The organism is Tropicimonas marinistellae, assembly GCF_001509585.1.
Classification (GTDB): Bacteria; Pseudomonadota; Alphaproteobacteria; order Rhodobacterales; family Rhodobacteraceae; genus Tropicimonas; species Tropicimonas marinistellae.
This window is the reverse complement of sequence record NZ_LNCI01000005.1, coordinates 13,303-33,959: the sequence shown is the minus strand read 5'-3', so window position 1 is coordinate 33,959 and position 20,657 is coordinate 13,303. Positions and strand designations below refer to the sequence as shown.

The following is a 20,657-nucleotide window of genomic DNA, read 5'->3' as shown; positions in this document are numbered from 1 at the left end:
CAATGGAGATCCTCGACATCCTGATGACCGCAAGCTTCTGGGGCGCCGTCCTGCGGATCGCCTCGCCGCTGATCTTCGCAACCATGGGGGAATTGATCTGCGAGCGCGCGGGCGTGCTGAACCTCGGTATCGAGGGCATCATGGTTATCGGCGCCTTCGCCGGTTGGATGGCCGTCTATGCCGGGCTCGGCCTGTGGCCGGGCGTGATGGTGGCCATGGCGACCGGCATGCTCTTCGGCCTGCTCCACGCGACGCTCACTGTCCCGCTGGGGCTGTCACAGCATGTGGTCGGCCTCGGGGTGACGCTGCTGGCGACCTCCTCGGCCTACTACGCCTATCGCCTTGCGCTGCCCGAGGTCACGAGCCCGCCGCGTATCGAGCCGTTCCAGCCTGTCGATATACCGGTGCTCTCGGATCTGCCGCTGCTGGGCGAATCCCTCTTCTCGCAAACCCCGCTCACCTACCTGGCGCTCGCCACCGTGGCGGTCGTGGGCTTCGTCCTGTACCGCACCCCGCTCGGCCTCGCACTGCGCGCCGCCGGCGAGAACCCGTCGGCCGTCGAGGCGCAGGGCTTGTCGGTAACCGCGATCCGCATGGGCGCGGTGGTGGCTGGCTCCGGGCTGATGGCCGTGGGCGGCGCCTTCCTGACCATGTCCGCCTTCTCCTCCTTCTTCTTCGAGATGGTGAACGGGCGCGGCTGGATCTGCATCGCGCTGGTCGTCTTCGGCGCCTGGCGACCGGGCAAGGCATTGCTCGGCGCGATCCTTTTCGCGGCCTTCGATGCGCTCCAGATCCGGATGCAGCAGACGCCGCTGGGCGCCGTGGTGCCTTACCAGATCTTCCTCATGGTGCCCTATGTGCTCTCGATCCTCGCGCTCGTGCTCATGTCGCGGCGCGCCGAAGTGCCGGAGGCGCTGATGGTACCTTACAACCGCGGAGAACGCTAATGGCCGAATTCGACATCCTCGTGACGGGCGGAACGCTCCCGGATGGTACACGCGCGGATATCGGCATCACCGGCGCCACCATCGCCGCCGTCGGGGATCTTTCCGGATCGACCGCCGGCACGGAGATCGACGCCACCGGAGACCTCGTCTCCCCACCCTTCGTCGATCCGCATTTTCATATGGATGCGACGCTCAGCTACGGCACACCCCGGATAAACGCCTCCGGCACGCTGCTCGAAGGAATCGCGCTCTGGGGGGAACTGAAGTCCAGTACGACCGTGGACGCCATGGTCGACCGCGCGCTGGCCTATTGCGACTGGGCTGTGAGCCTCGGACTTCTGGCCATCCGCAGCCACGTGGATACCTGCGACGATGAACTGAAGGGCGTCACCGCGATGCTTGAGGTCCGCGAGCGCGTGAAACCGTATCTCGATCTGCAACTCGTTGCCTTCCCGCAGGACGGGTTCTTCCGCGATCCGACCGCTCGCGCCAATACGCTCCGGGCGCTCGACATGGGCGTGGACGTGGTCGGCGGCATCCCGCATTTCGAGCGCACGATGGACGAGGGCCGCGCCTCGGTCCGCGCGCTGTGCGAAATCGCCGCCGAACGCGGCCTTCTCGTCGACATGCATTGCGACGAGACCGACGATCCCATGAGCCGTCACATCGAAACGCTCGCCTACGAGACACAGCGCCTGGGCCTCAACGGGCGCGTCGCCGGCTCGCACCTGACCTCGATGCATTCGATGGACAATTACTATGTCTCCAAGCTGCTGCCCCTCATCGCAGAGGCCGAGATCACTGCCATTCCCAACCCGCTGATCAATATCGTCCTGCAGGGGCGCCACGACACCTTCCCCAAGCGGCGGGGGCTGACCCGGGTGAAGGAAATGCACGCACAGGGCATCACTGTTGGATGGGGCCAGGATTGCGTGCGCGACCCGTGGTACAGCCTCGGCACCGGGGACATGCTGGATGTCGCCTTCATGGGCCTTCACGTTGCCCAGATGACCGCACCCGAAGAGATGCGTCGTTGCTTCGACATGGTGACAACGGAGAATGCCGCAATCCTCCATCTGGACGGCTACGGTCTCGCCGAGGGCAACACCGCTTCGCTCGTTGTTCTGGATGCGGGCGACCCCATCGAGGCGGTTCGCCTCCGCCCCGACCGGCTCGCCGTGATCTCCAAGGGCCGCGTCGTCTCCACCAAGGCCCGCAACGACAGCCAGCTCACTCTGGAGGGTCGCCCGCCCAGCGTCCGTCGCCGCCACAGCGCCTAGAGTGATCTGACCCCGTACCCTTCGGCCAGAAAGACGCGTCCGGCACACCGCCCCTCCGGCACGGAACCGAGGCCGTCAGGCCGGCGATCCGTCACCGCAAGCGACACGCTCCGAGGTCGTTCGGGATCTCGGAGATAAAACGCTGCCGCCCAACCGTCCATCGCCGCCCCACGGACCGGCGATGCGCGGCCTGCGCGGAGGATACCGGATCGAATCCCGGCCTGAACCCGCCCCGCACTGGCCACGACCGGCCCGCGCCGCCGGACCCATCGTTTCGGCCCCGCGCGCAATCATTCCCATTCCCCACGGACCGTGCCCGCCCGCCTTACAGCCAGACGCGCATGTGTTGCGTGCCGGCAGCAGTCCGCCAAATCGCCCAATTGCCGGGGTCCCCCCCCCTTTGCGTCCGGTCGGTTTCATGACATGCGTTCACCCGTGAACACATCATGAGTCGCCGATGCCGCCCCTCCGCGAAAAAGCCACGACACCAGAGGATGAGGACCTCCTCTTCCGACTGCTGCGCCAGCTCGACCTTGCGCCGGAAGCATCGCAACGGGCCACGGCGACGGCGCTTGGCGTGTCGCTGGGGCGGCTGAACGCACAGCTTCGTGCGGCAACGGATGCCGGCCTTGTAAATGTCACCGAGCGCGACGGCCCCGACAAGCGCCAGCGCTTCGCCTATTCCATCACCAACCGCGGCGCCGTCCAGCAAGCCCGCCTGCGCGACAAATTTCTTGCGCGCAAATTCGCGGAATACGACGCCCTTCATGCAGAACTGACCGGCACAACGAGCGGTCTCAACCCTTTTCAACACAGGACCACAACGATGCAGAACCAACATGCGCCCATCCCCGAGCTCTACGTGAGCTACGAGAGCGCTCAGAAACTGAAGGTGGAAGCGGCCGAGCTGCCAAGCTGGGATCTGTCTCCGCGCCAGATCTGCGACCTCGAACTGCTGATGAACGGCGCCTTCAACCCGCTGAAGGGTTTCCTGTCGGAGGAAGACTACGACGGTGTCGTAGAAAACATGCGTCTCGCCGACGGGTCGCTCTGGCCGATGCCGATCACGCTGGACGTGAGCGAGGAATTCGCCGGCAGCATCGAAGCGGGTCAGGACATCGCCCTGCGTGACCCCGAAGGCGTGATCCTGGCGATCATGTCGGTCACGGACAACTGGACCCCGAACAAGTCCAAGGAGGCCGAGAAGGTCTTCGGCGCCGACGACGATGCCCACCCGGCCGTCAACTACCTGCACAACCATGCCGGCCCCGTCTATCTCGGCGGCCCGATCACCGGCATCCAGGCGCCGATGCATTACGACTTCCGCGCCCGCCGCGACACGCCGAACGAGTTGCGCGCCTACTTCCGCAAGCTCGGCTGGCGCAAGGTCGTCGCCTTCCAGACCCGCAACCCGCTGCACCGCGCCCACCAGGAACTGACCTTCCGGGCCGCCAAGGAAGCGCAGGCCAACCTGCTGATTCACCCGATCGTCGGCATGACCAAGCCGGGCGATATCGACCACTTCACCCGCGTGCGCTGCTACGAGGCGGTGCTGGACCAATACCCGGCCGCCACCACCACCATGTCGCTCCTGCCGCTGGCCATGCGCATGGCCGGCCCGCGCGAGGCGGTCTGGCACGGGCTGATCCGCAAGAACCACGGCGTGACCCACTTCATCGTCGGCCGCGACCATGCCGGCCCGGGCTCGAACTCCGCCGGCGAGGATTTCTACGGCCCCTACGACGCACAGGACCTCTTCAAGAAATACGAAGAGGAAATGGGCATCGAGATGCTGCCCTTCAAACACATGGTCTACGTGCAGGACCGCGCCCAATACGAACCGATGGACGAGATCGCGGACAAGGATGACGTGACCATCCTCAACATCTCCGGCACCGAGCTGCGCCGCCGCCTGTCCGAGGGGCTGGAAATCCCCGAGTGGTTCTCCTTCCCCGACGTGGTCAAGGAGCTGCGCCGCACCCGTCCGCCGCGGGCCAAGCAGGGCTTCACCGTGTTCTTCACCGGCTTCTCCGGTTCCGGCAAGTCGACCATCGCCAACGCGCTGATGATCAAGCTGATGGAAATGGGTGGCCGCCCGACGACGCTGCTCGACGGCGATATCGTGCGGAAGAACCTGTCCAGCGAGCTGGGCTTCTCCAAGGAGCACCGCGACCTGAACATCCGCCGTATCGGCTACGTCGCCTCGGAGATCACCAAGAACGGCGGTATCGCCATCTGCGCGCCGATCGCGCCCTATGCAACGACCCGCCGCGCCGTGCGCGAGGAGATCGAGCAATACGGCGCCTTCGTGGAAGTGCATGTCGCCACCTCCATCGAGGAATGCGAGCGCCGGGACCGCAAGGGGCTCTACAAGCTGGCCCGCGAGGGCAAGATCAAGGAGTTCACCGGGATCTCCGATCCCTACGACGTGCCGGAGACCCCCGAACTGCGTCTGGATACCGAAACGGTCGACGTGGATTACTGCGCCCAGCAGGTCCTGCTGAAACTGGAGAGCATGGGCCTGATCGGCGCCGCCTCCTGACGGCACTGACCTGAAAGATCAAGCATCGAACGCCCCGTCGATTCGGCGGGGCGTTCTTGCGAGGAGACGACAACGCCCGTCCGGAGGCAGACATCGGAACGGGGCGCGAACGGGCACACAATCAAGTCGAAACCGCCGTGCTCTCGGCCGCGCCGGTTGCCCCGGCCGACCGAGGCCTCAAGGTCACCCCATGGCGCGTAGCCGCTTGAACAGCGACGACGTATCCCAGCGGCCGCCGCCCATCTTCTGCACGTCCTTGTAGAACTGGTCCACCAGTGCCGTGACCGGCAGGCTGGCGCCGGTCTCGTCGGCGGTGGACAGGCAGATGTTGAGGTCCTTGCGCATCCAGTCCACCGCGAACCCGTGCTCGAAATGGTCGTCCAGCATGGTTTCGTAGCGGTTCAGCATCTGCCACGAACCGGCCGCGCCGCCGCCGATCACGTCGATCACAGCGCGCCCGTCGAGCCCCGCCTTCTCGGCGAAGTGCAACCCTTCGGACAGCCCCTGCACCAGCCCGGCGATACAGATCTGGTTGACCATCTTGGTCAGCTGGCCGGCGCCGCTCTCTCCCATCCGGCGGCAGGCCTTGGCGAAGGAATCGATAATGGGTTCGGCCCGCTTGTAGGCATCCTCATCGCCGCCGCACATCACGACGAGCTGGCCGTTCTCCGCCCCCGCCTGCCCGCCGGAAACCGGCGCATCGACGAGGGATATCCCCATCTCGTTGCCAGCGGCATGGAGCTCCCGCGTCACGGCAGCGGAAACGGTCGTGTGATCCACGAAGACACTGCCTGCGGCCATGCCGGCGAAGGCACCGTCAGCGCCGGTGCAGACCTGTCGCAGATCGTCGTCGTTGCCCACGCAGGATAGGACGAACTCCGCCCCCTTCGCTGCCTCGGCCGGTGTCGGCGCCGCCGCGCCGCCGTGCTGGGCGACCCATGCGTCCGCCTTGGCGGCGGTGCGGTTGTAGACCGTCACCTCGTGCCCGGCCGCCGCCAGGTGCCCCGCCATCGGATAGCCCATTACCCCCAAGCCCAGAAACGCGACCTTTGCCATGCTCTTCCCTTTCGTCAGCCTTGTTTCGCCTGCCGCGCCCCGGCAAAGGGACCGCTTGGCGGTTTCCCCCATCGTCCGGGCGCATTAGGTTTCTCCCAGACCTACCCGGCTGGGACCGCCGGTCAATAGAGAGGGGCAGAATGGATCGGGTTTTCCGCTGGACTTTGCGGCTCTTCACCGTCGTCGCGCTACTGGCTGCGGGGGCGGCGGTGCTCGTCTATTACTTCGCCGCGAGCTCCCTGCCCGACTATGACGCCGAGTACAGGCTGGCCGGGCTGGATGCGCCGGTGGAGATCGTGCGCGATAACGCGAACGTGCCGCATATCTTCGGCGAGACGGACGCCGACGTGTTCTTTGGCCTCGGCTTCGCCCATGCCCAGGACCGGCTCTGGCAGATGACGCTGATGCGGCGGACCGCGCAGGGGCGGCTCTCGGAACTGTTCGGAGCCCGCACCGTCCAGACCGACGAATTGATGCGGCGGCTCGATATCTACCGCCTCGCCAGCAGCTCCGTGGCGGCGCAGGACGGCGAAACCCTCACCGCGCTCAGAGCATACGCCGCCGGGGTGAATGCCTGGATCGACACGGTGAACGCACAGGCCCTTGGACGCGGCGCCCCGGAGTTCTTCCTGTTCACGCCGGAAATCGCGCCGTGGCAGCCCGCAGACACGCTGGCGATCGAAAAGCTGATGGCGCTGGACATGACCGGGCACATGCAGAACGAGGTGTTGCGCGCACGGGCGGCGCTGGTGTTGTCGGATGCCCGCCTTGCCGACCTGATGCCCGATGTTCCCGACGGGCTCGAAGGGTCGCTGTCGGCAGATTATGGCGCGCTTTTCCCCGACCTTCCCCGCCACCCGCAGGCTGCCACCTGGGCGCCACCACCGCTCGCGCCGTTCCATGCGCCCGGCATGGCCGGCGCGTCGAACGCCTGGGCCGCGGCGCCGGAACGCTCGGCTGCGGGCGCCACGCTTCTCGCGAACGACCCGCACCTGAGGTTGAGCGCACCGACGATCTGGTATCTGGCCCGGCTGGAGCTCTCGTCCGGCGGGGTGATCGGCGGCACGATCCCGGGCATGCCCGTGGTGCTGAGCGGGCGCTCGGAGAATCTGGGCTGGGGAATCACCGTCGCCCATGCGGATGACCAGGATCTCTACATGGAAGAACTGAACCCCGCCAACCGCCAGGAGTATCGCACCCCCGACGGATGGCGGCCCTTCCGCACCGAACGCTCGATCATCCGCGTGAAGGAGGCCGACCCGGTCACCATCACGCTGCGCTGGACCGAGAACGGGCCGGTGCTGCCCGGAAACCACTTCGATCTGGCACAGATCACGCCGGCCGGTCACGTGGCCGCGCTCGCCTGGACCGGGCTCGACGCCGCCGACCGCTCTGTGAGCGCCGGGATGAAACTGATGCGCGCGGGCTCGGTCGAGGAGGGACGCGCGGCCGGGCACGATTACGTCGCGCCGGCCCTCAACATGGCGCTCGCCGATGGCACGGCGATCGCGATGCAGCTCTTTGGCAGGATCCCGAACCGCGACGCGGCGCATTTCAGCCGCGGCCGCCTGCCCTCCCTGGGCTGGGAGCAGGCGAACCGCTGGCGCGGCACGAAGGCCTTCGAAACCAACCCGCACAGTATCGACCCGGCAACCGGCGTCGTTGGCACGACCAACAACCGCATCACCGACGCCCCCTTTCCCGACCACGTGAGTTTCACCTGGGGCGACACGCAGCGCATCCAGCGCTGGCGCAAGCTGATGGCCGAGCGCGACGTACATACGCGGGAGAGTTTCATCGCGGCACAGCTCGACACGGTGTCGGTCACCGCCCGGTCTCTGCTGCCGCTGATCGCGCGCGACCTGTGGTACACCGGCGAAGCGGCCGAAGACGGCACGCCGGAACGCCAGCGCCAACTGGCGCTTGAACTGCTCGCCAACTGGAACGGCGAGATGAACGAGCACCTTCCGGAGCCGCTGATCTACGCCGCCTGGCTCAAACGCCTGCAGCACAAGCTGATCGTTGACGAGATCGGCCCGCTTTCCGACGCCTTCGTCCACCCCGATCCGATCTTCATCGAACGGGTCTTCCGGGATATCGACGGGGCGGCGGCCTGGTGCGACATCAAGCAATCGACAATGATCGAGACCTGTACCGATACCGCTCGGATCGCCCTGGACGAGGCCCTGTTGTGGATCGGGGAAACCTACGGATCGGCGCTCGAAAGCCTGCGTTGGGGCGACGCCCACGAAGCCCAGCACAATCATCAGGTGCTGGGAGACATCCCGGTGCTCCGCTGGTTCGTCAATATCCGGCAATCCACATCGGGCGGCGACAACACGCTGCAACGGGCAAAAACCAGCGGTCAGGGTCCAACCCCCTTCGCAAATGTCCATGCCGCGGGGTTCCGGGGCGTCTACGATTTCGCGGACCCGGATTCGTCGGTCTTCGTGACGGCCACCGGCCAGTCTGGCCACCCGCTCAGCCGGCACTACGACGATCTGGGCGAACTGTGGCGGCAGGGAGAATACATCCCCATGTCGCTGAACCCGGAACTCGCACGCGCCGGGGCGGTGGGGATCACGCGGCTCTTTCCGCGCTGAACAAAGCCCCGGATGCGCTGCGCACCGGGTCCCTGCCCCCTCCGGCGCGCTCAGACGAAGGCGTCGGGCTCTTCGGCCTTGCGTTTCTCGACGAAGTCTTCCAGCGCTTGCCTCGTGGCGTCGTCCATCGCCGGCGCCTGATACTGCGCCAGCAGCTTCTCCACACGCTCAGAGGCCAGCGCGAAGGTATCGCGTGCGCCTTCCTCCTCCCATGTCTCGAAGGGCTTGTAATCCAGCAGGTCGCTCCGCCAGAACGCGTCCTTGAAGTGCCGCTGGGTATGGGCGCAGCCGAGGTAGTGCCCCCCCGGCCCCACTTCGCGGATCGCGTCCATCGCCTGCGCCTCCTCGTCCTCAGGGACGCCGGCGGCCAGGCGGTGCAGCACGCCAAGCTGGTCGGCATCCATCACGAATTTCTCGAAGGAGGCGACCAGCCCGCCCTCCAGCCAGCCGCAGGCATGGAGCATGAAATTGACCCCGGACAACAGACCGGCATTCAGCGAATTGGCGGATTCATAGGCGGCTTGCGCATCCGGCAACTTGGAGCCGTTGAAGGCGCCCGCCGACCGGTAGGGCAACCCGAGCCGCCGGGCGAGTTGCCCCGCACCGTAGGTGATCTGCGCCGCCTCCGGCGTGCCGAACGTGGGCGCACCGGAATTCATGTCGATGGACGTCACGAAGGCGCCGAAGATCACCGGCGCGCCGGGCCGGAGAAGCTGGGAATAGGCAACGCCTGCCAACACCTCGGCCAGCACCTGCGTCAGCGTGCCCATGACCGAGACCGGTGCCATCGCCCCGCCGACGATGAAGGGCGAGATGATGCAGGCCTGGTTGGCCTCGGCATAGACCTCCAGCGCCCCCATCATCGTGGCGTCGAAGGTCAGCGGCGAGTTGATGTTGATCAACGAGGTCATCACCGTGCGCCCGTCGAGCCCGCCAAAGAGGATCTCGCACATCGCGACCGAATCCCGCGCCCGCGACGGCTCCGTGACGGAGCCCATGAAGGGCTTGTCGCTGAGCGTCATGTGGGCGAGCAACATATCGAGGTGACGCTTGTTCACCGCAACGTCGGTGGGTTCGCAAACCGTGCCGCCGGAATGATGCAGCCATCTCGACATGTAGCCGAGTTTCACGAAGTTGCGAAAATCCTCCATCGTGGCATAGCGGCGCCCGCCATCGCGGTCGCGCACGAAGGGCGGGCCATAGACCGGCGCAAGCACAAGGTTTCGACCGCCGATTTCCACCGAGCGCTCCGGATTGCGGGCGTGCTGGACGAAGCGTTCGGGCGCCGTCGCACAGAGCTTCCGCGCGAGACCCCTTGGGATATGAACCCGTTCCCCCTGCACATCTGCCCCCGCCGCTTTCCAGCGTTCGAGCGCCGCCGGGTTCTCGACGAATGCAACGCCGATTTCCTCCAGCACGGTTTCCGCGTTGTGTTCGATGATTGCCAGCGCGTCCTCGGAGAGCATTTCCATGTTGGGAATCGCGCGGGAGATGACCTTGGCGCAGTCGATCTTCGTGGCCGTACGCTCCGCCCGCCGGGCCGCCCCGCCGCCGCCGCGCCCGCGCCGCCGCGCCTTCTCTTCCGCCATGGTCATTCCTCATCAACGCTCGTTGTTGCGGACAAATCTACCCGCACCAGCACCCATTCCGGCGCGAAATTGCGGCCTGAAAGGGAGAAAAGCGACATCCCGCGGCAGCTTGGTGGCGTATGCCAGATGCGCCGCCTGCCCTTAATCCGGCATGGCAAGGAGCACCGTTCCGCGTCTGTGGCGGCTCTCCACGGCCAAATGCGCAGCGCGGGCCTCGGCCAGTGGATAGACCTGATCGACCACGGGCCGCAGATTGCCGCTGGCAACAAGACCGGCAAGTTCTTCAAGGTCCGCCTTCCGATCACCGCTCACGGCCAACGCCAGACGCGCATCGCGCCGCAGCGGATTGAAGAGCGCTTGCGCCATTTCCCTCAGCCCGAAATTGAGTGGCGCGAAAACTCCGCCAGCAGCCAACACGCCGCGCGCCGCGGCGAAATCCAACGCTCCGACCGTGTCGAACACCACATCGAAACGGCGCCCCGTCTCCGCGATGGACTCGGTGCGGTAGTCGATCACGTGCTGCGCCCCGAGTTCGCGCGCCAGTCCCAGGTTCGGTGTACTGCTCACCCCGGTCACCTCCGCGCCCAGGGCCCGGGCGATCTGAACGGCAAGGGCGCCCACTGCACCGGTGGCGCCAACGATCAGCACCCGGTGCCCCGGCTGCACCTTGGCGACATCGCGAAGAAACACCAATGCCGACAATCCACCGAACGGCAGTGACGCCGCCTCCGCTGGGGAAAGCGCCTCGGGCCTTTTCACCACCGCGCCGCTTGCCGGCATCGCGAGGTATTCGGCATGGGCCCCGAACCCGGAAAACCCGAAGACGGGATCACCGACGGAAAAGCCCTCGGTCTCCGCGCCCTCGCCGAGCGCCACCACTTCGCCAGCGAAGGCGCCGCCGAGGATATTCTTGCGCGGTCGCCGCAGGCCGGTCATCAGACGCCCGGGCAGCCAGAGCCCGCCGGGAAAGGCCGATGCCCGCAACCGCCAGTCGGCAGTGGTGACCGCACTTGCCGCCACCCGAACCAGCAATTCGCCGCGTCCCGGTTCGGGTCGCGGAACCTCGCGAAGGTCCAGCACGCTTGCCGGTCCGTATTGGTCGTACTTGATCGCTTTCATGGTCCGGTTCCTTTCGCGTCTCTGTGTCTCGTTCCGTTTCTCTCTTACGGTCGATTTACCCATGCCGAAGCGCAGATGAAATTGACGAGTTTCGGCGATCTGCTATGCAAAAAGGCATGGATTGGCGCTCTGTGAGATTCGACTGGAACCGGGCGCGGGCCTTCCTCGTCACCGCGGAGGAAGGCTCGTTGTCGGCGGCTGCGCGCGCCCTCGGAATGGCGCAGCCAACGCTCGGCCGGCAGGTTGCCGCGTTGGAAGAGGAATTGTCCGTTGCGCTCTTCGAACGCTCCGGCCGCGGTCTCGAACTGACCCCGGCCGGGCTCGATCTGCTCGATCACGTGCGCGGCATGGGCGAGGCGGCCGCCAATTTCTCCCGTGGCGCGGCCGGACAATCGCAACAGATCGAGGGGCACGTCTGCCTGACGGCGAGCGATACCTATTCCGCCTGGCTCTTGCCCCCGTTTGTGACCCGCCTGCGCCAGCAGCATCCGGGCATCGAGGTGGAGATCGTCGCCACGAACACGGTGCAAAACCTCCGCCGGCGCGAGGCCGACATCGCAATTCGCAACACGCGGCCGACCGATCCGGACCTGATCGCCCGCAGGCTTCGCGACGACACCGCCCATCTGTTCGCCAGCGACGCGTATATCGCGCGCCTCCCGCAGCCGATCACCGCGGAAGCGCTCTCTACGGCCGATTTCATCGGTTTCGACCGGGACACACGGTACATCGAGCAGCTCAATTCACTGGGCCTTTCGCTGTCGGCGTCGAATTTCCCGATGATCGCCGCCAACCACCTGGTACACTGGGCCTTGATCCGGGCCGGCGCGGGGATCGGCGCGGTACCGACCGGCCTCGGCGACGCGGAACCGGGGGTGTCGCGCGTTCTGCCCGACATGGCCCCGATCACCTTTCCGATCTGGCTCGTGGCCCACCGCGACCTCGCACGCAGTCGCCGCATCCGGACCGTTTTCGACCTGCTCGCCGCATACTTGGAAGCGCCGCACGCTCCCGCGTGAGGAACCGCGCCCTGTCCCCCGTACCAGCGTCGCGCCCCAAGCGCGGCAGATCGGCACCCCGCCGCAATCCGGGGCCGCGCGGGTAGAAAACCGTCGCCCACGCAGCGCGCTCTTGTTCTTTCGATGGGGCGCTCCGTCTGGCCCCTTGCACGTGGAGGCGCGGCCCCATAGTCAGGCGCCATGACCGACCCGATCCACGACCGCCTCTTGATCATCGACTTCGGCTCCCAGGTGACGCAGCTCATCGCGCGCCGCCTTCGCGAGCTCAATGTCTATTGCGAAATCCACCCGTACCAGAACGTCAGCGACGCATTTCTGGCGACATTTGCGCCGCGCGCGGTGATCTTCTCCGGCGGACCGGATTCCGTGACCCGCGAGGGCAGCCCGCGCCCCCCCAAAGGGGTCTACGACCTCGGCGTGCCGATCCTCGGCATCTGCTACGGCCAGCAGGTGATGATGCAGGATCTTGGCGGCAAGGTTGAGGCGGGAGAACATGCCACGGCGGAGTTCGGCCGCGCCTATGTCACGCCGACCGCGGCACGCCTCCCCCTGCTGGACGGCTGGTTTGCGGCCGAACGCGAACAGGTCTGGATGTCCCACGGCGACCACGTGAGCGAGATCGCCCCCGGCTTCGAGGTCTGCGGCACCTCCCCCGGCGCCCCCTTCGCCATCACCGCCGATCCGGCGCGGCAATTCTACGCCGTCCAGTTCCACCCGGAGGTACACCACACGCCGAACGGCGCGAAACTCTATGAGAATTTCGTGAAAATGGCCGGCTTCAAGGGCGACTGGACCATGGGCGCCTACCGCGAGGAAGCCATCGCCAAGATCCGCGAACAGGTCGGCGACGGCAAGGTGATCTGCGGCCTCTCCGGCGGCGTCGACAGTTCGGTCGCGGCTGTCTTGATCCACGAGGCAATCGGCGATCAGCTCACCTGCGTCTTCGTCGACCACGGCCTCCTGCGGAAGGGCGAGGCCGAGGAAGTCATCTCGATGTTCCGCGACAACTACAATATCCCGCTCATCGCCGCCGACGATTCCGAGCGCTTCCTGGGCGCGCTCGAAGGCGTCAGCGACCCGGAAGTGAAGCGAAAGACCATCGGCAAGCTCTTCATCGACGTCTTCCAGGAACACGCCAACGAGGTCGGCGGCGCCGAATTCCTCGCGCAGGGCACACTCTATCCGGACGTGATCGAATCCGTTTCCTTCTCCGGCGGCCCCTCGGTCACGATCAAGAGCCACCACAACGTCGGCGGCCTGCCGGAAAAGATGGGGCTGAAACTCGTTGAGCCCCTGCGCGAACTCTTCAAGGACGAGGTTCGCGCCCTGGGGCGGGAACTGGGCCTGCCGCAAAGCTTCATCGGCCGCCACCCCTTCCCCGGCCCGGGCCTCGCCATTCGCTGCCCCGGCGAGATCACCCGCGCCAAGCTCGACATCCTGCGCGAGGCCGATGCCGTCTATATCGACCAGATCCGCAAGCACGGGCTCTACGACGAGATCTGGCAGGCGTTCGTCGCCATCCTTCCGGTCCGCACCGTCGGTGTCATGGGCGACGGTCGCACCTACGATTACGCCTGCGCGCTCCGCGCCGTGACGAGCGTCGACGGGATGACCGCCGATTACTACCCCTTCACCCACGAGTTCCTGGGCGAGACCGCGACGCGGATCATCAACGAGGTCGGCGGGATCAACCGTGTCACCTACGACATCACCTCCAAACCGCCGGGCACGATCGAGTGGGAGTAAGACTCCACCGGCACTTTGAGGTACCGCGTGACCGACGGGAGGAGATGTTGGGCGCTCTGCCCGACCACGTCCGCCCAACGCAGGAGGCGGTCGACTGTTTCGGCATCGACCTGACGCAAACTCCGCGTATCCCGGCGCGTTATCGCGTTTCAGAGCGGTTTCACGACAGACCCACATTCGATAATCATGTCTTCCACGGCGCAGCCCCGGACATGTCGCGCGGTGCCGCTGGTTAGCGGTACAGCCACAAGATCGAAGACACATACCTGATGAATTCGGAACTCCTTCAGATTGTGCAGCATGCGAAATCCGGCGCATCCGGATTCACGTTGTCGGCGCTCATGCGCAACGAGATCTATTTCCTGCCGGCATTTCTGGACCACTACCGTCGGCTTGGCGTGGACCACTTTGTGCTGTTGGACGACGCTTCGGACGACGGAGCACGTGAATATGCTCTGGCCCAACCCGACGTGACCCTGTTGCGCAGCCCCTATCGCTACGGCGACGAACTGACAGGTCCGGACGGGCGAAGGACCAAGGCAAAGATGCTCTGGCGGCGCGAACTCCTGTCCCGCTGGAGCGATGACTGCTGGACGCTCCACGTGGACATTGACGAGTTCATCGACCTTCCGGACGGCATGAGTTTTCCTGCGCTGGCGGCCCGCCTGGAACGCGAGGGCCACGATCTAGCCTACGGCGCGATGGTCGACATGTATCCAATCAACGTACATGTTATCAGTGAGTTGCGTAGTGATGTTGAGTTTTCACCCCAACAGGATTGGTACTTCGATGCCGTTCCGCATCTGCTCCCCCATCCATTCGGGCCTCCGCTTGAGATCTACGGCGGCGCGCGTGAGCGCCTCTGTCGAAAATACGGGATTCGGACGAAGCCAATACCGCCCGCCCGGCGGTTGACGAACCTGTTCTACGGCCAAACTGCCCCGTTCCTGCATCGGTTGAGAAAGGCCGCATTCGTCAAGTGGAACGCGGGGCGCAAATTGCGAAACGAACACAGTATCGCGAAGGCGCGCAGCGCGCGGATCGTCCTGCCGATCAGACACTACAAATTCACGCCTGCACTGGTTGCCAAGGTCGAGTTTGCGCTGGCCACTGGCGCCTACACGAAGAATTCCGGCCAGTACCGCCTGCTCGACCGCCTGCTCGCCACCATGGCCGCAGGCAATGGCTCGTTCCTCTGCAATTCATCGCACCGCTACACTGGCTTTGACGCGTTTCAGCACGCGGGAATCGCGCGCGGCTTCTGACCACGAGGCGTGGTATTGGCCGGCGTCACCCCGTCTGGCCAGAAGGATGCGGACAGCCACGCATTGCGCGACAATGGCCGGTGAGGCTGCCGCGCCTAGTCGAAAATCGCCTCGCCCATCTCGTCGATCAAGGTCTTCGCCTTGGCGCTCGAAATCTCGCGCGCCTGATCTTCCGAGTTGCACACGTCCGCGCGAATCATCATGTGGCTCCGCGCCTCGCCCTCCGAATCCTTCTCGATCCGGGCGCAAACCCTGTAGCCACCCGTGTCCTTGATCGGCTCGACGAAGATATTGAAATCCTTGTAGGTCTCCGGATCGGCCTTCGCGCCCGAACCACCGCTCGCTCCCGAACCACCACCAAAGAGTCTCGACAATAGCGACATGATCTACCTTTCCCGGTTTGTTGCAGGACCCTCCGTCCGGGATGGCGCACCGCCACCCATTGGGCATCCGCGTTCCATAGTGCCGGTGCAGGTAGGCGTCGAATACCCCCGTTCCGAAAATCTCGGGGGACTGGGAGGTCGATATCCATGACGTTGCCGGTCACGAAGCCTACTGCGTAGCCGCGCCGGGCGACTCCCACCGCACCAACGCTCCGCCGGCTTGTCCAGATGGCTGACCGTTTGTTCGTCGCCCAGGTACGTCGGCCACACTACTGGTCGAGGAAACTCCGCAGCTTCCGGCTCCGGCTCGGGTGCTTGAGCTTGCGCAGCGCTTTCGCTTCGATCTGCCGAATCCGCTCGCGGGTCACGCTGAACTGCTGTCCGACCTCTTCGAGCGTGTGGTCTGTGTTCATGCCGATGCCGAACCGCATCCGCAAAACCCGTTCCTCACGCGGCGTGAGCGAGGCCAGAACCCGCGTCGTGGTCTCCTTCAGGTTCTCCTGAATGGCTGAGTCGAGCGGCAGGACGGCGTTCTTGTCCTCGATGAAATCGCCAAGCTGGCTGTCCTCCTCGTCGCCGATCGGCGTTTCGAGGGAGATCGGCTCCTTGGCGATCTTCATCACCTTGCGGACCTTCTCCAGCGGCATCTGCAGCTTCTCGGCCAATTCCTCCGGCGTCGGTTCCCGGCCGATCTCGTGCAGCATCTGGCGCCCGGTGCGGACCAGCTTGTTGATCGTCTCGATCATGTGCACCGGGATACGGATCGTGCGGGCCTGATCCGCAATCGAGCGGGTGATCGCCTGACGGATCCACCAGGTCGCGTAGGTCGAGAACTTGTAGCCGCGGCGATATTCGAACTTGTCCACCGCCTTCATCAGGCCGATGTTGCCTTCCTGAATGAGATCAAGGAATTGCAAGCCGCGGTTCGTGTATTTCTTGGCAATCGAGATCACGAGGCGCAGGTTCGCCTCGACCATTTCCTTCTTGGCCTGACGGGCTTCCTTCTCGCCCTTCTGGACCTGCTGCACGATGCGGCGGAATTCCGGGATATCCACACCCACATAGGTGCCGACCTGGGCCATCTCGCTGCGCAACTCGGCGACTTTCTCGGTGGAGCGCTCGAACAGCGCCGCCCAGCCGCGGCCGGGCTTGTCGCCCATGCGTTCCATCCAGGTCGGGTCCAGCTCGTAGCCCTTGTAGGCCTCGATGAACTCGCGCCGGTTGATGCGCGCCTGGTCGGCCAGCTTCACCATGGAGCTGTCGATCGACATGATCTTGCGGTTGATGCCGTAAAGCTGGTCGATCAGCGCCTCGATCCGGTTGTTGTGGAGGTGCAGCTCGTTGACCAGTTCGACGATCTCCGAGCGCAGCTTCTGATACCGCGCCTCCTCGCCGGCCGAGAACGATCCGTCCTCGTTCAGCGTCGCCGACATCCGCGCGTCCTGCATCTCCTCCAGATCGGAGAAATCGCGGGCGATGCGGTCGAGGATTTCGAGCACCCGCGGCTTCAGCGCGGCCTCCATCGCGGCGAGCGACATGTTGGCCTGCTCGTCGTCGTCGTCATCGTCCTCGCGCTTGATCGGGTTGCCGTCGGCGTCGTACTCCGGCTCCTCCGACTTCGCCTCCGGCTTGGCCTCGACGGCGATCCCCTCAACAACGGGTTCCTCGGCGTCGTCGCCGTCTTCTTCCATGCCGCGCCCGAAGGTCGTCTCCAGGTCGATCACGTCGCGCAGCAGGATCTCTTCGGCCAGCAGTTCGTCGCGCCAGATGGTGATGGCCTGGAAGGTCAGCGGGCTCTCGCAGAGCCCGGCGATCATCGTGTTGCGACCGGCCTCGATGCGCTTGGCGATGGCGATCTCGCCCTCGCGGCTGAGCAGTTCCACCGAGCCCATCTCGCGCAGGTACATGCGCACCGGGTCGTCTGTCCGGTCCAGCTTCTCGGTTTCGGTGGTGGCGACGGCAACCTCGCGGGAGGTCGACGTTTCCACAACGTCGGTCGAACCGCCCTTCTTCTCGCCGCCCTCTTCCTCCTCGGCCTCTTCACCCTCGATGACATTGATGCCCATCTCGGAGAGCATGGACATCACGTCTTCGATCTGTTCGGAGGAGACTTGGTCCGGCGGCAGCACCTGATTGAGCTGATCGTAGGTGATGTAGCCCTTCTCCCGGGCTTCCGCGATCATCTTCTTGACCGCCGCCTGGCTCATGTCGAGCGTCATCTCCTGCTCGGCGTCGTCGGGCTTGCGGTCTTCGGTGTCCTTGGCTGCCATTCAGATCTCCTGTTCGCGGGAGGCTGATTCGTTTTCGCGATTGAAACGAATCAATAGCGCACGAATCGCTGAGCGCCACCCGCCATATCTGTGCTGGCCCGGAATTCCAAGTACCGGGCCATTGTTGTCACTCCTGCCGCCCGGTGCCGCCGCCGGGCCCGTCCAGCCCGATGGCGTTGAGCAGCGCGTCCAGATCCGAGCGTTCGTCCCGGTCAATGCGGGCACCGTTCTCGGCAATATCAAAGTCGGCCCTGTCGTTGTCCTGATTCCGGCCGGCCATTTCACGTGCCCGCGCCGACAGGCTCAGGCGATGGTCTATCCAGGCTTCCGGCGCCTCGGCAAAACCGGCCACCGCCTCTTCAATCTCGCGCACGGCGCCGCGCAGGGCGGCAAGTTTGGCGAATTCCTCTGTCAGGCACAGGCGGGCCAGCTCCGTGTCACCGGGCTTTCGCACCGACGGGGCCAGCGACACATGGCGTGGCGCGTGCAGTGTTTCAAGGGCTTCGGGGCCAAGACCTGCAAGGATCTTCTCCTCGATCCCCGCCTGGGTGTCCTGCGGGTCACATGAAAGCAGAAGTGCCGCGACCGCGGCATGGCCGGGACCGGCAAAGTCCATCTCCTCCAACGCGTGACCGAATTCTTCCAGCAGGCAGGGCGCCCGGATCAGCGTGGCGAGGATCACCGCCTCTCGCAGAAGCAGCGTCTGCGCCTCGTCCGCTCCGGCAAGAAGCGAGGCGCGCGTGCCGGCGACCGGCACGGCGTCCGGCGCCCGGCCGCGCGCGGCGCGTCGCGGCGTCCATGCCGACCCGCCACTGCGCCGCTGCGCTCCGAAGCCGAACAACTCGCCGCGCCGATGCCGGATCTCCTCGGCGTAATGGGCGCGAATCGCAGGATCGGCGATTCGCCGGATGACGGCGCGCAGCGCCTTGTCCAGCGCTGCCCGCCGTTCCGGGCTATCGAGCACCTTTCCCTCGGTCTCCCGTTGCCAGAGCAGCGCCACCATCGGCTGCGCCGCGTCGAGCAGCGCCTGCATCGCCTCCGGCCCCTTGGCCTTCAACAGCTCGTCGGGGTCCTGCCCCTCCGGCAGCAGGCAGAAGCGCAGGGATTTCCCCGCCTCCAGCAACGGCAGTGCCACGTCGATCAGGCGCATTGCGGCACGCAGGCCGGCGGTGTCTCCGTCGAGCGCGACGATGGGCTCGTCATGGATGCGCCACAGCAGGCGCAGCTGGTCCTCGGTAATCGCGGTGCCAAGCGGCGCGACGGTGGCACCGAACCCTGCCTCGGAGAGCGCGATGACATCCATGTAACCCTCGGCGACCACGAGCGGCTGGCCCTTCCCGGCCGCCTCCCGAGCGGGACCCTGGTTGAACAGGCTGCGCCCCTTGTCGAAGAGCTCGGTCTCCGGCGAATTGAGGTACTTGGCGTTGTCGTTCGGGTCCATTGCCCGTCCGCCGAAGCCCGTGGCCCGGCCGCGCCCGTCGCGGATCGGGAAGATGATCCGGTTGCGGAACGTGTCATAGGGTTGCCGCCCCTTGTCGGACGGTTTGGCCAGTCCACAACCGAGGATCAGGTCCGGGGCGATCCCCTTGGCGGCCAGGTGATCCCAGAGGTTCTGCCAGCCCTCCGGCGCGAATCCGATTTCCCAACGGGCAATGGCGTCCGGTGACAGGCCGCGCCGCTCCAGCAAATACGCCCGTGCTGCCGCACCGGCGCCCGTCTGGAGTTGCAGGCGGTAAAACTTCACCGCCTCCTCCATGACCCGCGATAGTTCCGTGCGCCGGTCGGCCTTTTCCTGCGCCTTCGGGTCCCGGGCGGGCATTTGCATCCCCGCTTCCTGCGCGAGGATTTCGATGGCCTCCATGAAGCCTACGTTTTCGGTCTCCTGCACGAACGAAATCGCATCTCCCTTCTCATGGCAGCCGAAGCAGTAATAGTACCCCTTGCGGTCATCGACGTGGAAGGAGGCTGTCTTCTCCTGATGGAACGGGCACGGCGCCCACATGTCGCCCTTGCCCTGATTCGACTTGCGTGCGTCCCACATCACCTTGCGTCCGACCACCTGTGCAAGCGAGGTGCGGGCGCGAAGCTCGTCGAGGAATCCGGGTGGCAGGGACATCGTCTCAATATCGGTCCCGGCGCGGGGCGAGTCCAGTGGCGTTCCGCGATCCGTGCGCCCTCACCGGCAGGTTTTTTCCTCTCCCGATGCGACCGCTTTACGGGTGGATTTCCGCCGCGTCCGTCGACCGCAACCCTGCCCTTCGCGAACGCGCCATGCTAGAAGAGGTCAAAACACATCCGAGCAGGAGAAACGCCGATGAAACGGGCACAAAGTCTTGGGGCTCTGGCCCTGGCAAGTTGGTCAATCTTACTGGCCCCGCAAACGGCCACGGCGGAAACCGTCCTTGTGACAGGCCTCGAAGAGGGGGAAATGCTCAAGCTGCGCAGCGGCCCCGGCACCGGCTACAGGGTCATTGTCGGCCTGCCCGACGGAACGGCACTGCGCAACCACGGCTGCGACCGGATCGGCGGCACGCCGTGGTGCAAAGTGACCTTGAAAGAGGCGCGCGGCCTCACGGGCTATGTCTCCGGGCACTACCTGAAAGACAGGTAGCGCGGCGGCGATGGTCGGTTGGGGTGGCAGCGCCTTGTCCCGCCCCTTTGCCGGAGACCCTCCGAACGTCCCGCCACGTCCCTCTATCGCCGCCATGCGGGCGGGCTGGCGATGCGCGGCGACCTGACGGCCCTCCTGTTTCGCGCTCCGGGCTCCGGACTCCGCGCGGCCGAAACACGCCCCATGCGAAGCCAACATCTGAACAAAGCGTTAATTCACGCCCATAA

The 20,657-nt window shown here is 65.6% G+C and carries 15 protein-coding genes; 9 read left to right on the top strand and 6 right to left on the bottom strand.

What is annotated here, in order from left to right; genetic code table 11:
- The first annotated feature begins 2 nt into the window (after positions 1-2).
- The 3 genes from ARC39_RS11360 (at position 3) to ARC39_RS11350 (ending at position 4,769) form a co-directional block, all read left to right on the top strand.
- Complete coding sequence (locus tag ARC39_RS11360; RefSeq protein ID WP_068114533.1) at positions 3-947, top strand: ABC transporter permease; 945 nt, start codon at positions 3-5, stop codon at positions 945-947.
- Positions 947-2,227: an amidohydrolase family protein gene (locus tag ARC39_RS11355; protein ID WP_068114531.1), complete on the top strand. Its 1,281-nt coding sequence runs from the start codon at positions 947-949 to the stop codon at positions 2,225-2,227. The genes ARC39_RS11360 and ARC39_RS11355 overlap by 1 nt, the downstream gene beginning before the upstream one ends.
- Before the next feature lie 457 nt (positions 2,228-2,684).
- Positions 2,685-4,769, top strand: a complete 2,085-nt coding sequence (locus ARC39_RS11350; RefSeq protein WP_068114529.1) for a bifunctional sulfate adenylyltransferase/adenylylsulfate kinase — start codon at positions 2,685-2,687, stop codon at positions 4,767-4,769.
- Positions 4,770-4,952: 183 nt separating this feature from the next.
- Here ARC39_RS11350 and ARC39_RS11345 read toward each other — a convergent pair whose 3' ends face one another.
- Positions 4,953-5,825 (bottom strand): NAD(P)-dependent oxidoreductase, encoded by an 873-nt coding sequence (locus tag ARC39_RS11345; protein WP_068115151.1) that lies wholly within the window; start codon positions 5,823-5,825, stop codon positions 4,953-4,955.
- Between the two features lie 140 nt (positions 5,826-5,965).
- Here ARC39_RS11345 and ARC39_RS11340 point away from each other — a divergent pair, with 140 nt between their 5' ends.
- Complete coding sequence (locus ARC39_RS11340; protein WP_068114528.1) at positions 5,966-8,428, top strand: penicillin acylase family protein; 2,463 nt, start codon at positions 5,966-5,968, stop codon at positions 8,426-8,428.
- Positions 8,429-8,478: 50 nt separating this feature from the next.
- On the opposite strand, the gene ARC39_RS11335 is transcribed toward ARC39_RS11340, so the two are convergent.
- Both ARC39_RS11335 and ARC39_RS11330 read right to left on the bottom strand, forming a co-directional pair.
- On the bottom strand, positions 8,479-10,017 hold the full coding sequence (locus ARC39_RS11335) for a trimethylamine methyltransferase family protein (RefSeq protein ID WP_068114526.1): 1,539 nt from the start codon (positions 10,015-10,017) through the stop codon (positions 8,479-8,481).
- 141 nt (positions 10,018-10,158) lie between these two features.
- On the bottom strand, positions 10,159-11,136 hold the full coding sequence (locus ARC39_RS11330; protein WP_068114523.1) for an NAD(P)-dependent alcohol dehydrogenase: 978 nt from the start codon (positions 11,134-11,136) through the stop codon (positions 10,159-10,161).
- 116 nt (positions 11,137-11,252) lie between these two features.
- Here ARC39_RS11330 and ARC39_RS11325 point away from each other — a divergent pair, with 116 nt between their 5' ends.
- The 4 genes from ARC39_RS11325 (at position 11,253) to ARC39_RS11310 (ending at position 15,166) form a co-directional block, all read left to right on the top strand.
- Positions 11,253-12,155, top strand: a complete 903-nt coding sequence (locus ARC39_RS11325) for a LysR family transcriptional regulator (RefSeq protein ID WP_149866397.1) — start codon at positions 11,253-11,255, stop codon at positions 12,153-12,155.
- A gap of 180 nt (positions 12,156-12,335) precedes the next feature.
- Positions 12,336-13,901, top strand: a complete 1,566-nt coding sequence (gene guaA, locus ARC39_RS11320; RefSeq protein ID WP_068114519.1) for a glutamine-hydrolyzing GMP synthase — start codon at positions 12,336-12,338, stop codon at positions 13,899-13,901.
- Entirely contained in the window at positions 13,892-14,137 is a 246-nt protein-coding gene (locus tag ARC39_RS26485; protein ID WP_368085972.1) for a putative quinol monooxygenase, read from the top strand. Before guaA ends, ARC39_RS26485 begins: the two co-directional genes overlap by 10 nt.
- A gap of 33 nt (positions 14,138-14,170) precedes the next feature.
- Positions 14,171-15,166 carry a glycosyltransferase family 2 protein gene (locus ARC39_RS11310; RefSeq protein ID WP_068114516.1) on the top strand — a complete coding sequence of 332 codons (996 nt, stop codon included), beginning with the start codon at positions 14,171-14,173 and terminating at the stop codon, positions 15,164-15,166.
- A 95-nt stretch (positions 15,167-15,261) separates the two neighbouring features.
- Here the strand turns inward: ARC39_RS11310 and ARC39_RS11305 are convergent, their stop codons facing one another.
- The 3 genes from ARC39_RS11305 to dnaG all read right to left on the bottom strand — a co-directional run bounded on the left by ARC39_RS11305 (position 15,262) and on the right by dnaG (position 19,935).
- Positions 15,262-15,549 (bottom strand): HlyU family transcriptional regulator, encoded by a 288-nt coding sequence (locus ARC39_RS11305; protein ID WP_068114515.1) that lies wholly within the window; start codon positions 15,547-15,549, stop codon positions 15,262-15,264.
- Between the two features lie 269 nt (positions 15,550-15,818).
- Entirely contained in the window at positions 15,819-17,819 is a 2,001-nt protein-coding gene (gene rpoD / locus ARC39_RS11300; protein ID WP_068114512.1) for an RNA polymerase sigma factor RpoD, read from the bottom strand.
- A gap of 127 nt (positions 17,820-17,946) precedes the next feature.
- Complete coding sequence (gene dnaG, locus ARC39_RS11295) at positions 17,947-19,935, bottom strand: DNA primase (RefSeq protein WP_068114511.1); 1,989 nt, start codon at positions 19,933-19,935, stop codon at positions 17,947-17,949.
- Positions 19,936-20,133: 198 nt separating this feature from the next.
- Between dnaG and ARC39_RS11290 the strand changes: the two genes are divergently transcribed.
- Positions 20,134-20,430 carry an SH3 domain-containing protein gene (locus ARC39_RS11290; protein ID WP_068114509.1) on the top strand — a complete coding sequence of 99 codons (297 nt, stop codon included), beginning with the start codon at positions 20,134-20,136 and terminating at the stop codon, positions 20,428-20,430.
- Positions 20,431-20,657: the final 227 nt, after the last annotated feature.

Excerpts from the sequence above, each read along its gene's own strand:
- ARC39_RS11360 (WP_068114533.1), top strand. The coding sequence starts at position 3 with ATGGAGATCCTCGACATCCTGATGACCGCAAGCTTCTGGGGCGCCGTC.
- ARC39_RS11355 (WP_068114531.1), top strand. The coding sequence starts at position 947 with ATGGCCGAATTCGACATCCTCGTGACGGGCGGAACGCTCCCGGATGGT.
- ARC39_RS11350 (WP_068114529.1), top strand. The coding sequence starts at position 2,685 with ATGCCGCCCCTCCGCGAAAAAGCCACGACACCAGAGGATGAGGACCTC.
- ARC39_RS11345 (WP_068115151.1), bottom strand. The coding sequence starts at position 5,825 with ATGGCAAAGGTCGCGTTTCTGGGCTTGGGGGTAATGGGCTATCCGATG.
- ARC39_RS11340 (WP_068114528.1), top strand. The coding sequence starts at position 5,966 with ATGGATCGGGTTTTCCGCTGGACTTTGCGGCTCTTCACCGTCGTCGCG.
- ARC39_RS11335 (WP_068114526.1), bottom strand. The coding sequence starts at position 10,017 with ATGGCGGAAGAGAAGGCGCGGCGGCGCGGGCGCGGCGGCGGCGGGGCG.
- ARC39_RS11330 (WP_068114523.1), bottom strand. The coding sequence starts at position 11,136 with ATGAAAGCGATCAAGTACGACCAATACGGACCGGCAAGCGTGCTGGAC.
- ARC39_RS11325 (WP_149866397.1), top strand. The coding sequence starts at position 11,253 with ATGGATTGGCGCTCTGTGAGATTCGACTGGAACCGGGCGCGGGCCTTC.
- guaA (WP_068114519.1), top strand. The coding sequence starts at position 12,336 with ATGACCGACCCGATCCACGACCGCCTCTTGATCATCGACTTCGGCTCC.
- ARC39_RS11310 (WP_068114516.1), top strand. The coding sequence starts at position 14,171 with ATGAATTCGGAACTCCTTCAGATTGTGCAGCATGCGAAATCCGGCGCA.
- ARC39_RS11305 (WP_068114515.1), bottom strand. The coding sequence starts at position 15,549 with ATGTCGCTATTGTCGAGACTCTTTGGTGGTGGTTCGGGAGCGAGCGGT.
- rpoD (WP_068114512.1), bottom strand. The coding sequence starts at position 17,819 with ATGGCAGCCAAGGACACCGAAGACCGCAAGCCCGACGACGCCGAGCAG.
- dnaG (WP_068114511.1), bottom strand. The coding sequence starts at position 19,935 with ATGTCCCTGCCACCCGGATTCCTCGACGAGCTTCGCGCCCGCACCTCG.
- ARC39_RS11290 (WP_068114509.1), top strand. The coding sequence starts at position 20,134 with ATGAAACGGGCACAAAGTCTTGGGGCTCTGGCCCTGGCAAGTTGGTCA.